The following is a 13412-nucleotide window of genomic DNA, read 5'->3' on the forward strand; positions in this document are numbered from 1 at the left end:
TTCCTTCATTATTTGTGAAAAAGAATGGCTAATCCGCTACGTATAATATTTGATTTTGCTTAAAAATAGACAGACCTATCCCGTTGTTGGCAAAATCGAAAGTTTGAACACGTGCAAAATACATAGCAGTATCCACCTTTACACCTGTTCTCGTAGCGTTTAAATTCATTCCTTTTCACCTCCGTTCTTATAATTAGAGACATCATACCATATTTCATAGAATTTGGGAATATATAATTAACTCCAATTGTTGGAGTAGGAAGAGATTTTTCAAATAGGTCATTCGAATACAAAAAAGAACTTGAACATCAACTCTTTTAGTAAAAATTCCTTAAAAAGTGCTACTTAAAATTCACTAATTATATTTAATTTAGAAATATACAAAAAGCGTCAGTAATTATATACTAATAAAAATAGAAATGTTTTCCTTAAACATATACAAAACAGCAAGTATTTTACAATCACTTGCTGTCTATTTATGTGGATTAAAATGTGGAGGGATCTATGAAAAACTTACGTATGCAAACGAAAATGAGCTTGCTAATTGTGACGATTATTTTATTTGTTTTAATTGCTGTTGGAATTGTAAATATTAGTGAAATGAAAACAACCCTTGAATCAGAAAATAATACACGTCTTACTCAAATTTATGATTTAAGCGTCTACAATTTGGAACAAACCTTACCAGGTGAATGGCATTTGGAAAATGGAGAACTTTACAAAGGAGACGCAAAAATAGCCGACGAAACTGCATTAATCGATAAATTAGGAGAGTTATCCGAAGCAGCTATTACCATTTTTGCGAATGATACACGGGTTAATACAAATATTATGGTAGATGGGCAGCGAGCAATCGGCACAACTGCTGATCCGAAAGTAACAGATGCTGTTATTACCGAAGGAAACATATATAGTGGAACAGCTGACGTAGTCGGAAAACCTTATTTCACACAATATGGACCGATAAAAAATGCTAATGGAGAAACTATTGGTATGATTTTCGCTGGAGTTCCCTCCTCCGAAATTAATGCGGTAGCACAAAAAATGATTATCAAAATGGGGATAGTTGCCTTTTTAGCTGCCATAATTGCTGTAATTGCAGGAACATTACTTGTGCGCAATATTGTAAAACCTTTAAAACGCTTGAATACCCAGCTTGAAACTATCTCTGCTGGTGAAGGAGATTTAACACAACAACTCGTTGTAAACACAAAAGACGAAATTGGCGATCTTGCAAAATCTTTCAATGCCATGCTTGAAACGCTACGAAAAATGATGAAACAAGTAGATGAAACAGCCAATCAAGTTTCTGCTTCATCCGCTGAGCTTTCTGCTACAGCAGGCTCTACAACAAGAACGACTGAACAACTAACAGCTAATATGCAAGAATTAGCAAGTGGCGCAAGTACGCAAAAACAAAGTGCCAATGAAAATGCTGAAGCTATGCATGATATTGCTGGAGGTATTCAACATGTAACAGAAACCAATATGGAAGTTTCATCGCATGCGACAGAAGCTTTTGATACGGCGAAACATGGTGAGAAAACGGCACAAGCTATGCAAGCACAAATGCAGGCTATGACAGAAGCGGTGTTAGAAAGTGCTAAGTCAATCGTTGCCCTTGATGCACATGCAAATACTATTGGTAATATTGTCGAGGTCATCCATGCAATAGCTGACCAAACAAACTTACTTGCTTTAAATGCATCCATTGAAGCTGCACGTGCAGGAGAACATGGTAAGGGCTTTGCCGTTGTAGCGGAGGAAGTTCGTAAATTAGCTGAGCAATCTAAAACATCTGCTGCGCAAATTACCGAGACCATCCATACGATGCAGCAGCTAGCTCAAGAAGCGAGTGCGCATATGGAACAAAGCGAAAAGGAAGCCGCATCAAGCGTAGATATTGTTCGTACAACAAATCTTGCATTTGAAAGCATTACAACTAAAGTGGCTGTTGTCACTAATAAAATTCAAGAAGTTTCAGGCATTGCGGAAGAGTTATATGCTCGTATTGAACAGGCCAATGCATCTACTCAAATTATGGCAGAAATAGCTGTCGATGCACGGGAGCAGTCAAAAGTCGTTTCACAGATTGCTGAAACAAACCTCTACTCGATGGAGGATATTAATAACGCGGCAACAACCCTTACTAAAAATGCAGAAACGCTGCAAAATTTAATTCATCAGTTCAAATATTAAGGAACGCAAGATTGTTCATCGGTAAATCCGTATGAGCAATCTTTTTTTACGTCTTCGCTTTTTTCACAAATATTTTCACTAATGGTACGAGGAAAATGGACACAATCAAAACACGGAATAGCTGAAATGCTGTCACAATGGTCACATTTGCATGAACAGATGCAGCTATAATTCCCATCTGATCTAGCCCTCCTGGTACGATACTTAAAAAGCCTGTGCGAAAATCAAGCTCGTACAAATTTTTCATAATGAAGGATAATGCATATGCAGCGCCAATAAAAAGCCCCGCTGAAATAAAAGCGTAAAATACATGTTTTTTTGATAAATGCAAATCTTCTTTTTTTAGTAGCAGGCCGATATAAATACCAATTACGAGCTGTGCGAGATGAAGAAATGATATGGGCATTTTAGGCACTTCAAGCCCTGTAATATTTAAGCCCATTAATAAAAAAACGGGACCTAGCATGTAACCAGTTGGAATTCTCACCTTTTGGGCAAGCCACCCTGCCACTCCGCAAATAAGTAGTAAAATGAATAATGGCAATGAGAGCGTTCCATCCACAGTAACGATATTTTCTCCAGTGCCTGTCACCATTAATGGAACGAAGCCAACAATTAGCAATACTCGTAATACCTGATAAAACGTAATGACAGCCATATTCATATTTCCCTGCTCCTCGGCAAAGGCAACAATTTGTGTCATTCCTCCTGGGACACAACACGTTAGTGCCGTAGGAAAATCTAATTCCGTACGTTTTGCTACTAAAAAACTGATAGCAAAAAATAACAAAATAAAGATTAAGTTAAGAACAATGATACTGCCTAAAAACTGTTGAATATCCTGTACTGCCTCTTTAGTGAAAGCAAACCCAATGGAGTATCCCGCCACAATTAGCCCAACATTTCGAAAATATTTATGCCATTGCAATTGTATCTTTGTAAATAGCTGTACGCATAGAACAGCTGTGATTGCTCCCAGCAACCATGGCATCGGAATATGTAAAAATTGAAATAACAGCGCTCCTAATAACCCAATACATAGTGTTAAGAACATCTGCTTATAAAATGTCAACATTGCTAGCAACCCCTCAAGAATGATAGTTCTATTATGACCTCAACCGAGCCAATTTGCTACCCTCCCCCCTTCCATACCGAGTGCCTGACACCAAAACGATTATGAATTTTCAGGCATTTTAAAAACAACAGTTATTATACAAAACTAACCTGTTAATCATTAATTTTAACCTCTTATCAAACAATTTAACGTAACTAAAAATTTCTATGCTACATTAATATTAACCTGATTCAGTAAATAAATGCCTTTTCCTTTTAGGGAGTTGAGGTAATACGATTACCAAAGGAGGCCTCCAATGAAAATTCATTTAATGATTAATAGCGCGCTAGAAGAAACAGAAATCCATATACATGCAAAGGAGTACAACGAAAACATTGAAAAATTAATGAAGCAGTTGCAAGCAGCCCAAACAACAATGCTAGACGGCTATTTACAGCAAGAAATTCATTTACTAAAAATTACAGATATTTATTCCATTTATGCTGAAGGCGCTAAAGTCTTTTTACAAACAGAGGAGCAAGAATTTGAATCAAAACGCAAATTATATGAGCTCGAAGCGCAACTAGCAAAAGATTTTGCACGTGTGAGTAAATCGACCCTTGTCAACATTAATAAAATTGCTTCTATTCAGATGGGCAAAATCGGCTCAACGGAATTACTGTTAGACAATGATGTGTCGATTCATGTTAGTCGGAAGTATTTAAAAGACTTAAAACGGCAATTAGGTATTGGGAGGGATTTTTAATATGAAAATATTACGCATGATGATTATTGGTCTACTGTTTTCACTTAGCTCATCCTATATTTTAGTGACGTTAAGTATCGTTTCTAATCATGCAATGGTGACAGGACCTGAATTACTCGAGCAAGTAATCATTGCAACCATACTTGGGATTGTAATTGGTACGCTCTCCCTTATCTTTGAAATAGAGCGTTTATTATTTTCTGTCCAGCTAGTCGTGCATTTTATTGCCGTTACACTGTGCGTGATGATAGCAGGCTATTTTGGTCGTTGGTTCGAACATGGCGGTATTATGTACGTGCTCGTTTCAGAGCTTATTATTTACTTCATTGTCTGGTGCGTTTTATATATATTACAAAAAAGCGAAATTGAAGAAATCAATCATGTAATCCAAAAAAGAAAGGAATAGACAAATATGACGTTTGCGATTCAAGTCGAACATTTACAAAAGCATTATGGCGAACATTTAGCGGTCAAAGGCATTTCCTTTAAGGTAGAACAAGGCTCGCTCTTTGCTTTTTTAGGTGCCAATGGTGCTGGTAAATCGACCACTATTGAAATTTTATGTACATTATTACAAAAATCAAGTGGAACTGTAACGATTAACGGTTATACGCTCGATGAAAAATCTATGAATGGGGAAATTCGTAAATCAATCGGCGTCGTCTTTCAGCAAAGTCTACTAGATGAACGGTTAACGGTACGTGAAAATATTATCCACCGCGGCAAAACATATGGTTTATCGAGAGCACAGCTTGCAGAAAACTATCGATTTGTCTCGACCTATTTACATTTAGAAGATATTGAACAGCAAAAATATGGCACATTGTCTGGAGGCCAAAAAAGACGTGCAGATATCGCTCGAGCACTTATTCATCGACCGAAAATCTTATTTTTAGATGAACCTACAACTGGGCTTGATCCACAAACACGCCAATTCGTTTGGCAAACGATCAAACAACTACAGGAAGAAACAAATATGACGGTGTTTCTAACAACACACTATATGGAAGAAGCTGCCGTTGCGCATCAGGTCATCGTATTAAAACAAGGTCGCATTGTCGCTGAAGGAACACCCGATTTCTTAAAAACACAATATGCCTATGACCAGATGGCACTTGTATTTCATGATCGTTCGATGGGGTTAAAGTGGCTGAAGGACAACACATTACATTTCACCGAAAATCAAGGTATTTTCTCAGTTCGACTGGACTCTACTATGCATGCACTTTCCCTTTTAAAAAGTGCCGAACCCTTTTTAGCCTCGTTTGAAGTTATTAAAGGATCGATGGACGATGTTTTTCTTCATATTATGGCACAAGGAGATGCGATGTAATGGAAGCAATGATTAGCTTAATTCAACGTAATAACAAGGTATTTAGGAGAGATAAAACACAAGTCTTTTTCTCCCTCCTTTCCGTAATCATCGTTATCGTTCTTTATGCGGTGTTTCTTCAAAAAATGCAAGTGGACGCTATTGAGCAAATGACAGTGGCAACACCAGAATTAATCGCAATGGTCAATGAATGGCTTGTGGCAGGTTTATTATCCATGATGGCTGTCACTACCACATTAGCAGCATTTGCTATTGCCGTTCGTGATAGTGAATCCAAGGCGACAGCAGATTTTTTAACTGCCCCTATTTCCCGCGCAACAATTCAGATGAGCTATGTTATGAATGCATTTATTATTGGCTGTATCTTCTCACTCATTGCCCTTGTAGGCTGTGAAATTTTCTTAGTGGCCACTGGCGGTCATCTACTTAGCTTTGGCTCCCTAATTACAGTGATAGGTATACTATTATTGTCTGTGTTATTGGCGAGCGTATTTAATGTTTTTCTCGTACTATTTGTAAGTACTCAAAACGCTTTTTCAACACTGAGTACAATCGTCGGTACGGTATTAGGCTTTTTATGTGGTGTATATGTACCTGTCGGTGTTCTACCAAACTTTGCCCAACAGCTTATTATGTATTTCCCTATTAGTCATACGACACTTTTATTACGTAATGCGTTTATGGATAGCTCAATAACAAAAGTTTTTGACGGTGTTCCTGCTGCACAGGTGGAAAGCTATAAGCTGAACTATGGTATTGTTTATGAGCTCAATGGGCATTCTCTTAACCTATCAACAAGTTATATAGTGATTCTAATAACAATTTTCGTACTTGCCATTTTATCAATTATGATTTTCAAAAAGAAAAATCATGAATAGTCATTTTATACACATCGCCAGCAAACGCGATGTGTATTTTTATTGCTTTTTACCAAACACTTTGTTATTTTAAATATTAATAAACAAACAAAATAAATAATCGTTTGTTTTTCAGGAGGTTTCACAATGGATGTAAATCAATTATTTTGGCAGGCTTCGATCGAGGACATAACACATGGCTATACAAATGAAGCTACACACTACACTTGCCTTCTTTGTGGGGAAAAAATCGAAAAGGGCATTATTTATCCACATGAAGATGTCCTATATGAAGCAGAAAAATTTATGCAGCATCATATTACTGCTACACACCAATCAGTTTTTCATTACTTAAATGGCTTAAATAAAAAAATGACAGGTTTAACAGAACATCAGAGTCATATTTTGCGCCTTTTTTATGAGGGTAAAACGGATCAGGAAATTAAAGAGGAGCTAGAAATTGGCAGCGCAACGACTATTCGACATCATCGTTTTGCCTTAAAAGAAAAAGAGCGTCAAGCTAAAACATTCCTTGCCATGATGGAGCTTTTAAAACAACAAGATCAAAAGGAAGATTCTTTTGTACCGATTCACAAAACGGCTACGATGGTCGACGATCGCTATAACATCACCCTTACGGAAGAACAACAGCTGCTTGCAAAATACTTCCCGAATGGCATCGGTCAAGAGCTCGTCCGCTTCCCAAAACGAGAAAAGCATAAAATCGTTGTACTACGTGCGATTACAACGCTTCTTGATGAGTCAAAACAGTATACAGAAAAAGAGCTTAATGCAATTATTCAACCAATATATGAGGACTATGTACAAATTCGTCGCTATTTAATTCAATACGGTTTTATGGATCGTGTAGACGATGGCAGTGCTTACTGGGTAAAAAAATAAGAAAGTAGGGTTAACAATGGACCACAAAAAAGAATTAAAAGAAATGTATAAAGAAATGAAAATTGAAGCAGGAGTTTTTACAATGACAAACAAACAAAATGGTAAAGTGTTTGTCGGGAGCTTCAATAACTTAAAACGATTAAACGGATTTCAATTTATGTTAAAAACAAATACTTATACGAATAAAGCGCTACAGGCTGACTACAATACATTTGGCAAAGATGCTTTTCAGCTCGAGGTCGTGGAGTATTTGAAGGAAAAAGAAGAAGGCTATTTTGACGCAAAAAAAGAACTTGAAAAGCTAGAAGAAAAGTGGCTTGAAAAGCTTCAGCCTTATGGGGATCATGGCTATAATTCTTAACTAAATTGTTTGAGTGACCGGCACGATGTAAGCCGCAACCCTCGCTATCGCGTGACCTGTTGTGGCTTACATTGCGTGCTTTCTCACACCATACTAAAAAATTCAGAATTGTTTGGGTGACTGGCACGCTAAGATTAGTATAATCAAAACGTGTACTAGTAAAATACATTTTCTTAAAGTAACGATAGTGTAGATAAGCACCAAAACATATCATTATTTCGATCCACGATCAAAAACCCCTATTACTTCTGTCGTTTGCAAAATGTTTACAAATGCCTTGGCATCTACTTCTTTTATTAAACTTTTCACTTCCGCAAGCTGGTAACGTGTAATAACGGTAATGAGTACTTTTCGTCCTTCACCTGAATACCCACCTTTGGCATCCATCATCGTTATGCCCCGTTGTAATCTCGTTAATAGTTGTTGTTTTACATCCTCACCATTGCTCGTAATAATCATAAGCGTTAGTTTAATATTACTTGTATGGATTGTATCGACAACCTTCCCTGTTGCGTAGATTGAAACGAGCGTCAGCAAGGCTGCATCCCAACTAAATACAAATCCTGATATTGCCACTACAATACCATTCATTGCTGAAATCAGTGCACCTAGTGGAAAATCTCTTTTACGGCTTAAAAGCATCGCTATAATATCAAAGCCACCTGAGGAACCCGATGCGCGAAAAACGAGACCGACACATAGGCCGACAATAACCCCACCAAATAAAGATGCTAATATCGGTTCCTCTGTTGCCTTATAAATTGGAATGATTAACAAAGAGATAGACATTACCGCAACAGATAGGATTGTATAAGCAATAAAGCGTTTCCCCAGCTTCATCACACCTAAAATTAGCAACGGTAAATTTAATAAAAGGTTTAATATACCTGTATTTAAAGGCGTCACAATACCAAGCATAATGGCAATCCCACTTAATCCGCCACTTAAAATCTCATGCGGTATTAATAAAAAATTATATGCAAATGCCATTAATATCGAAGCAAGCGTGATAATCACAATATTGCGCATGAATTCCCCTACCATTCTACAACGAACAATTTTGATAATCTTCTCTTTAGAATACCCAACTTATTCGCCCTAAAAACCTAAACCTTTATGAATTGTAGCAACTTACTACACATTCTATTTACCTTTTTTCTGTTCTTCCTTTAGTGGCTTTTCATTTTTCGGTTCTTCTGTTTCCGCCACTTTCATAATTCGATCAAGCATCGTCGGATGTGTATAGCGGAACCATTTAACAAGAAGCGGCGGATTAACTTCACTCAACCCTGAGATTGTAAGTTTTTGGAATGCAGTTACCGCTGCCGTACGATCATTCATTAAAGATATAGCATACTGATCCGCTCTCATTTCCTGATATCTAGATATATAATTAGATAAAGGGCTTGATGCAAATAATAAAAAGGATGTGATTAGTAAAAATAGTGGCAAGGAATGAATGTCGCTCATTTTCGTAATTTTTATCGCATGTCCGTACCGAGCAATCGCCCACCTCATAGTCTTTGCTGTTATCCAAAGCCCTACTAAGGTCAACAATAAATAACCTGCAATGCCAAAGTAAATATGTTTCTCAACATAATGTCCCATTTCATGCGCCATGATAAATAAAATTTCATTATCTGTTAAGCGATTTAATGTCGTATCCCATAGTACAATTCTTGAATTACTACCGATACCTGTTACATAGGCATTTAGAGCATTGGTCTTTTGCGCCATATTAACTTCATAAACATGTTCTGCTGGAATATCGGCTTGATCAGCGATTGCTAAAATTTTTGTTTCAAGCTCTTTATTTTTTAACGGATAAAAATCATTGTATAGAGGATCAATGACAACTGGCTGAAGAAACATGATAAAAATCGTAAATGGTATTGTTAATAGCCATGCGTATAGCCACCATCTCTTAGCGCTCTTTTTAATCAACCAATAAATAACTGATACGACAATAAAGGTCATGCCAAAATTGACCCAAAAATCAACAACTCCATCTCGCATCCATGAAGTAAATGCTTGTGTACTTATCCCATAGCTTTTACTTAAATTGTAGCGATAGTATTCAATTGGGAAAAGAACGACATACAGCAAAAATGATAACAAAAATAAATAAGCAGCATTTTGCAGCAGTTTCCATTTTGTTTGTGAGGTAGCCACTTTTTCAAAATAACGAGAAACTCCCATTAACAAAATGACGATATAAACGAGCCATTCAAACGGTGTTACTACGAAAAATAGGAAATTTCGTATTTTAGAGTATTCACCACTTAAGTTTAGCTCTTTTTCAGACATAAACATGACTGGGTCCGCTGCTGTTCCTTGAAACGCCCGCGGAATCGTGCCGCCACCACTATGGAAAATATACCAGTACATGCAAAGAACATACACACCAAATAAGAATAGCGCAATAATTCCCATTTTTTTCGCTATGTTATTTCCCCCTTACTCCACACAAAGTTCGTCCTATAGTAAGTGTAAGCTAATTTGAAAAAGTTAGAACAAACTTTATATGTTTTTATTTTACCTAATAAGAAATTGTCCATTATTCTCAATAGTCATTCCAAATGATGCATGTTCCAATTTGTTACTGCACCATAATAATTGATACTTTCTATATAGTGACTAATCTAAAAATATTTAATAAAGCGGGTATCTATTGGTTTCACGGGTAATTCTCCTTGCTCCGCGGAATCCTCTCCCTGCTTCGCGGAATCCTCTCCCTGCTCCGCGGAATTCTCTCCCTGCTTCGCGGAATTCTCTCCCTACTCCGCGGAATTCTCTCCTTGCTTCGCGGAATTCTCTCCCTGCTCCGCGGAATTCTCTCTTTGCTTCGCGGGTAAACCTTCTTATTCCACAGATATTTCCCTCTGTCCAGCGGATAAACCCAAAAAAGGGCTCCTAAGGAAAGCCCATAATCCATTTCATATAATGATTTGTTTGCTTACTTGTTCCTCTGCTCTGTGTGTTTTTTGTATGTTTTAACCACTTCAAGGATATATAATTGTTCTTCCTCAGATAATTCTTTTGCAATACTATAAATGTCCGAAAGTACTTTAGCACTTTGAACAGCCTCATCTGTAACGCTCATTTCACCTTCACCTGTCAAAAGCCAATTTTTATTAATTTTTAAACATTGACTGATAGCATTAATCACAATCATCTGTGGTTCAGTTTTATTTTTTTCAAGATTAAAAATTACACCCCTTGAAACGCCTATTGTTTCAGCAAGTGCATCTTGCGTATATCCTTTGTTTTTACGAGCGTATATTAATCTTTCACCTAAAGAGTCCATTAAAATATCACCTCTGTATTGTATTATAACCGAAATAAAATTCATTATCAAAGCATTTAATCATTGACAACGCATATAATACAACACTTAATTCATTGACAGCGCAAAATACGCGTGATAAAATTCATTCATAAAGCATGCTACAAGGAGATGATTGTCTTGTCAAAACAAAGCAAAGCCGTTTCATCTGAAAAAACTTTGAACGAAATTATTGATACAGCCAATGAACTTCCATTGGAGTACCAAGAAAAGGTTCTCGATATTTTGCGAGGGATGGTTTTTACGAAAAATTGCTTGATTAAAAAAGGGCAGTTACAGCAATCTGAAAAACTATAACGATTACTAGTTTTATAATTTTTCATAAGTTATGCTGCTATACCATCACATTACAAAGAGAACCAAAATATTCAGCAATCTTACATCATTGTGTATCATGCATTAATAATATGTATTGAAAACATGTTGATTAATAGCGAAGGGAGGGATGACCAACTTGCTTACCGAGTTACTTAATCTGAATGCGATCCAAATTGCTAACGAAGTAGCTAACTGGCAGGACGCTATTCACGTCGCTTCATTGCCCCTATTACAGCAAAATAAAATAGAAAAACGCTATATCCAAGCAATGATAGAATCCATCGAACAACAAGGTCCATATGTCGTGCTTACACCTAAAGTAGCCATTCCACATGCGCGACCATCTGATGGAGTAAATGAATTATCAATGAGCTTATTAAAATTGCAAAAACCTGTACAATTTGGACCCGATAAACCCGTGTACATAATTATTGTGTTAGCAGCTACAGACAATACAACTCATTTACAGGCATTAGTTGATTTAACACAAGTGTTACAAGAACCAAGTCAAATCGACAATATTATCGAATGCAAGTGTCCAGAATGTATTATTGAAAAAATAAAACAATATGCTGCAAAGGAGCGATGATGATGAAGATTTTAGTTGTTTGCGGAAATGGCTTAGGCAGTAGCTTTATTATGGAGCTAAATGTTAAAAAGGCACTGCTTGAACTCGGAAAAGATGTTGAGGTGGCGCATACAGATTTAGCATCTGCAATGGCAGAGAAAGCCGATATTTATATCGGTGCAGGAGATATTATCGATCAATTGGATAACGGTGCTCGTAATATTGTACGTATCGTTAATATGATGAATGTTTCAGAAATTAAATCTAAGCTTGATCCACTACTTTAAAGCTTTACTCAATGGCATCTGTAATGCTTTTTAAAATTGGATTGGATTGAGGTGTTTGTATGTTAGATATTATAATGAATGACATTTTAGGTACACCAGCAATATTAGTTGGCCTATTTGCGCTTATCGGCTTATTAATACAAAAAAAATCGGCTTCTACTGTCCTTTCAGGTACATTAAAAACCATAATGGGCTTTGTCATCCTGGGCGCTGGTGCAACCGTTTTAATTGGATCTTTAAATCATTTTAGCAAAATGTTTGATCATGCCTTTCAAGTTCAAGGAGTTATCCCCAATAATGAAGCGATTGTAGCGGCAGCGCAAACGACTTTTGGAACGTCCACCGCCATGATTATGGTATTTGGAATGGTAATGAATATATTGCTAGCGCGATTTACCCCTTTTAAATATATTTTTTTAACTGGCCATCATACATTATTTATGGCGTGTTTAATCGCAACTTCCCTCTCGATAGGCGGTATGAGTGGTGTACCTCTAATTATTGTCGGATCCATATTATTAGGTATTTGTATGGTTGGCTTCCCTGCCATTTTACAGCCTACAGTGCGACAAATTACAGGTAATAATGATTTCGCAGTGGGTCATTTTGGAAGCATTGGCTACTATGTATCTGCTAAAATAGGTCAACTATTTGGCAACAAAACTAAATCAACTGAAGCAATTCCAGTACCAAAATCATTAGGATTTTTACGAGATACATCCGTTGCCATTTCCTTAACAATGTGCCTATTTTTCATTATTGTTGCCTTATTTGCAGGTCGTTCTTATATAGAAGGACAATTATCCGATGGCTCAAATTTCATCGTTTTCGCAATTATTCAAGCGATTACCTTTGCTGCTGGGGTTTATATCATCCTAGCAGGGGTACGCATGCTGATAGCCGAAATTGTCCCTGCATTTAAAGGGATTGCCGATAAGCTCGTACCAAATGCTAAGCCTGCATTAGATTGCCCGACAATATTTCCATTTGCACCGAATGCCGTTATCATCGGCTTCCTCTTTAGTTTCCTAGCTGGTATTTTGTCTATGTTCGTACTCCCCCTAATCGGGCTAAAAGTCATTATACCTGGCCTTGTGCCCCACTTCTTCACTGGTGCAGCCGCAGGTGTTTTCGGAAATGCAACAGGTGGTCGAATCGGCTCAATGGCAGGAGCCTTTGCCAATGGCTTAATCATTAGCTTCATTCCTGCGATACTACTCATCTTTATGGGAGACATCGGCTTTGAAGGCACCACTTTTGGTGATTCTGACTTTGGCATTGTCGGGATTATTATTATAAATATTTTAAAATTAGTAGGTGCGGTATAAATATATACCTCATTTTCACAAAAGCCCTTCAATTATTAGATAGCTTCTAACAATTGAAGGGCTTTACTTTCTTGCAAGCCATTCACCTTATA

Annotated in this window: 16 protein-coding genes; 11 read left to right on the top strand and 5 right to left on the bottom strand. The window is 37.0% G+C overall.

Translation table 11 applies throughout. The features are described from left to right. Positions 1-28 precede the first annotated feature (28 nt). The gene (locus tag JNUCC52_RS06230) at positions 29-169 is read right to left on the bottom strand and encodes an RAxF-45 family protein (RefSeq protein WP_173478419.1); all 141 of its coding nucleotides are present in this window, start codon (positions 167-169) and stop codon (positions 29-31) included. Positions 170-504: 335 nt separating this feature from the next. Between JNUCC52_RS06230 and JNUCC52_RS06235 the strand changes: the two genes are divergently transcribed. Next, positions 505-2199, top strand: coding sequence for a methyl-accepting chemotaxis protein (locus JNUCC52_RS06235; RefSeq protein WP_173478418.1), 1695 nt, complete (start codon positions 505-507; stop codon positions 2197-2199). Between the two features lie 46 nt (positions 2200-2245). Here the strand turns inward: JNUCC52_RS06235 and JNUCC52_RS06240 are convergent, their stop codons facing one another. After that, entirely contained in the window at positions 2246-3274 is a 1029-nt protein-coding gene (locus JNUCC52_RS06240) for an AbrB family transcriptional regulator (protein ID WP_337981698.1), read from the bottom strand. Between the two features lie 295 nt (positions 3275-3569). Here JNUCC52_RS06240 and JNUCC52_RS06245 point away from each other — a divergent pair, with 295 nt between their 5' ends. The 6 genes from JNUCC52_RS06245 (at position 3570) to JNUCC52_RS06270 (ending at position 7473) form a co-directional block, all read left to right on the top strand. Further along, complete coding sequence (locus tag JNUCC52_RS06245; RefSeq protein ID WP_337981699.1) at positions 3570-4019, top strand: LytTR family DNA-binding domain-containing protein; 450 nt, start codon at positions 3570-3572, stop codon at positions 4017-4019. 1 nt (position 4020) lies between these two features. Next, on the top strand, positions 4021-4425 hold the full coding sequence (locus JNUCC52_RS06250; protein ID WP_173478415.1) for a DUF3021 domain-containing protein: 405 nt from the start codon (positions 4021-4023) through the stop codon (positions 4423-4425). Between the two features lie 6 nt (positions 4426-4431). Next, on the top strand, positions 4432-5352 hold the full coding sequence (locus tag JNUCC52_RS06255; RefSeq protein ID WP_337981700.1) for an ABC transporter ATP-binding protein: 921 nt from the start codon (positions 4432-4434) through the stop codon (positions 5350-5352). Then, complete coding sequence (locus JNUCC52_RS06260; protein ID WP_173478413.1) at positions 5352-6230, top strand: ABC transporter permease; 879 nt, start codon at positions 5352-5354, stop codon at positions 6228-6230. Before JNUCC52_RS06255 ends, JNUCC52_RS06260 begins: the two co-directional genes overlap by 1 nt. 126 nt (positions 6231-6356) lie before the next feature. After that, positions 6357-7112 carry a DUF2087 domain-containing protein gene (locus JNUCC52_RS06265; RefSeq protein ID WP_173478412.1) on the top strand — a complete coding sequence of 252 codons (756 nt, stop codon included), beginning with the start codon at positions 6357-6359 and terminating at the stop codon, positions 7110-7112. 16 nt (positions 7113-7128) lie between these two features. Further along, entirely contained in the window at positions 7129-7473 is a 345-nt protein-coding gene (locus JNUCC52_RS06270) for a GIY-YIG nuclease family protein (RefSeq protein WP_337981701.1), read from the top strand. Between the two features lie 213 nt (positions 7474-7686). On the opposite strand, the gene JNUCC52_RS06275 is transcribed toward JNUCC52_RS06270, so the two are convergent. The 3 genes from JNUCC52_RS06275 to JNUCC52_RS06285 all read right to left on the bottom strand — a co-directional run bounded on the left by JNUCC52_RS06275 (position 7687) and on the right by JNUCC52_RS06285 (position 10780). Beyond that, entirely contained in the window at positions 7687-8502 is an 816-nt protein-coding gene (locus tag JNUCC52_RS06275) for a YitT family protein (RefSeq protein ID WP_173478579.1), read from the bottom strand. 114 nt (positions 8503-8616) lie between these two features. After that, positions 8617-9918: a M48 family metallopeptidase gene (locus JNUCC52_RS06280; protein ID WP_337982192.1), complete on the bottom strand. Its 1302-nt coding sequence runs from the start codon at positions 9916-9918 to the stop codon at positions 8617-8619. A 511-nt stretch (positions 9919-10429) separates the two neighbouring features. Then, positions 10430-10780, bottom strand: a complete 351-nt coding sequence (locus tag JNUCC52_RS06285; RefSeq protein ID WP_337981702.1) for a helix-turn-helix domain-containing protein — start codon at positions 10778-10780, stop codon at positions 10430-10432. A gap of 159 nt (positions 10781-10939) precedes the next feature. On the opposite strand from JNUCC52_RS06285, the gene JNUCC52_RS06290 reads away from it, so the two are divergent. The 4 genes from JNUCC52_RS06290 (at position 10940) to ulaA (ending at position 13320) form a co-directional block, all read left to right on the top strand. Beyond that, a complete protein-coding gene (locus JNUCC52_RS06290; RefSeq protein WP_217270260.1) occupies positions 10940-11116 on the top strand; it encodes a hypothetical protein in 177 nt (58 codons plus the stop codon). Positions 11117-11273: 157 nt separating this feature from the next. After that, positions 11274-11726, top strand: a complete 453-nt coding sequence (locus JNUCC52_RS06295) for a PTS sugar transporter subunit IIA (RefSeq protein ID WP_337981703.1) — start codon at positions 11274-11276, stop codon at positions 11724-11726. 2 nt (positions 11727-11728) lie between these two features. Continuing rightward, positions 11729-11992 (top strand): PTS sugar transporter subunit IIB, encoded by a 264-nt coding sequence (locus tag JNUCC52_RS06300; RefSeq protein ID WP_173478406.1) that lies wholly within the window; start codon positions 11729-11731, stop codon positions 11990-11992. A 59-nt stretch (positions 11993-12051) separates the two neighbouring features. Beyond that, positions 12052-13320, top strand: a complete 1269-nt coding sequence (gene ulaA / locus JNUCC52_RS06305) for a PTS ascorbate transporter subunit IIC (RefSeq protein ID WP_173478405.1) — start codon at positions 12052-12054, stop codon at positions 13318-13320. Positions 13321-13412 lie beyond the last annotated feature (92 nt).

The organism is Lysinibacillus sp. JNUCC-52, from assembly GCF_015999545.1.
In the GTDB taxonomy this organism is placed as follows: Bacteria; Bacillota; Bacilli; order Bacillales_A; family Planococcaceae; genus Lysinibacillus.

What these genes read in the sequence shown, in the direction of transcription:
- JNUCC52_RS06250 (WP_173478415.1), top strand. Translation starts at nt 4,021, where the DNA reads ATGAAAATATTACGCATGATGATTATTGGTCTACTGTTTTCACTTAGC.
- JNUCC52_RS06255 (WP_337981700.1), top strand. Translation starts at nt 4,432, where the DNA reads ATGACGTTTGCGATTCAAGTCGAACATTTACAAAAGCATTATGGCGAA.
- JNUCC52_RS06265 (WP_173478412.1), top strand. Translation starts at nt 6,357, where the DNA reads ATGGATGTAAATCAATTATTTTGGCAGGCTTCGATCGAGGACATAACA.
- JNUCC52_RS06270 (WP_337981701.1), top strand. Translation starts at nt 7,129, where the DNA reads ATGGACCACAAAAAAGAATTAAAAGAAATGTATAAAGAAATGAAAATT.
- ulaA (WP_173478405.1), top strand. Translation starts at nt 12,052, where the DNA reads ATGTTAGATATTATAATGAATGACATTTTAGGTACACCAGCAATATTA.
- JNUCC52_RS06260 (WP_173478413.1), top strand. Translation starts at nt 5,352, where the DNA reads ATGGAAGCAATGATTAGCTTAATTCAACGTAATAACAAGGTATTTAGG.
- JNUCC52_RS06300 (WP_173478406.1), top strand. Translation starts at nt 11,729, where the DNA reads ATGAAGATTTTAGTTGTTTGCGGAAATGGCTTAGGCAGTAGCTTTATT.
- JNUCC52_RS06235 (WP_173478418.1), top strand. Translation starts at nt 505, where the DNA reads ATGAAAAACTTACGTATGCAAACGAAAATGAGCTTGCTAATTGTGACG.
- JNUCC52_RS06240 (WP_337981698.1), bottom strand. Translation starts at nt 3,274, where the DNA reads ATGTTGACATTTTATAAGCAGATGTTCTTAACACTATGTATTGGGTTA.
- JNUCC52_RS06275 (WP_173478579.1), bottom strand. Translation starts at nt 8,502, where the DNA reads ATGCGCAATATTGTGATTATCACGCTTGCTTCGATATTAATGGCATTT.
- JNUCC52_RS06285 (WP_337981702.1), bottom strand. Translation starts at nt 10,780, where the DNA reads ATGGACTCTTTAGGTGAAAGATTAATATACGCTCGTAAAAACAAAGGA.
- JNUCC52_RS06230 (WP_173478419.1), bottom strand. Translation starts at nt 169, where the DNA reads ATGAATTTAAACGCTACGAGAACAGGTGTAAAGGTGGATACTGCTATG.
- JNUCC52_RS06245 (WP_337981699.1), top strand. Translation starts at nt 3,570, where the DNA reads ATGAAAATTCATTTAATGATTAATAGCGCGCTAGAAGAAACAGAAATC.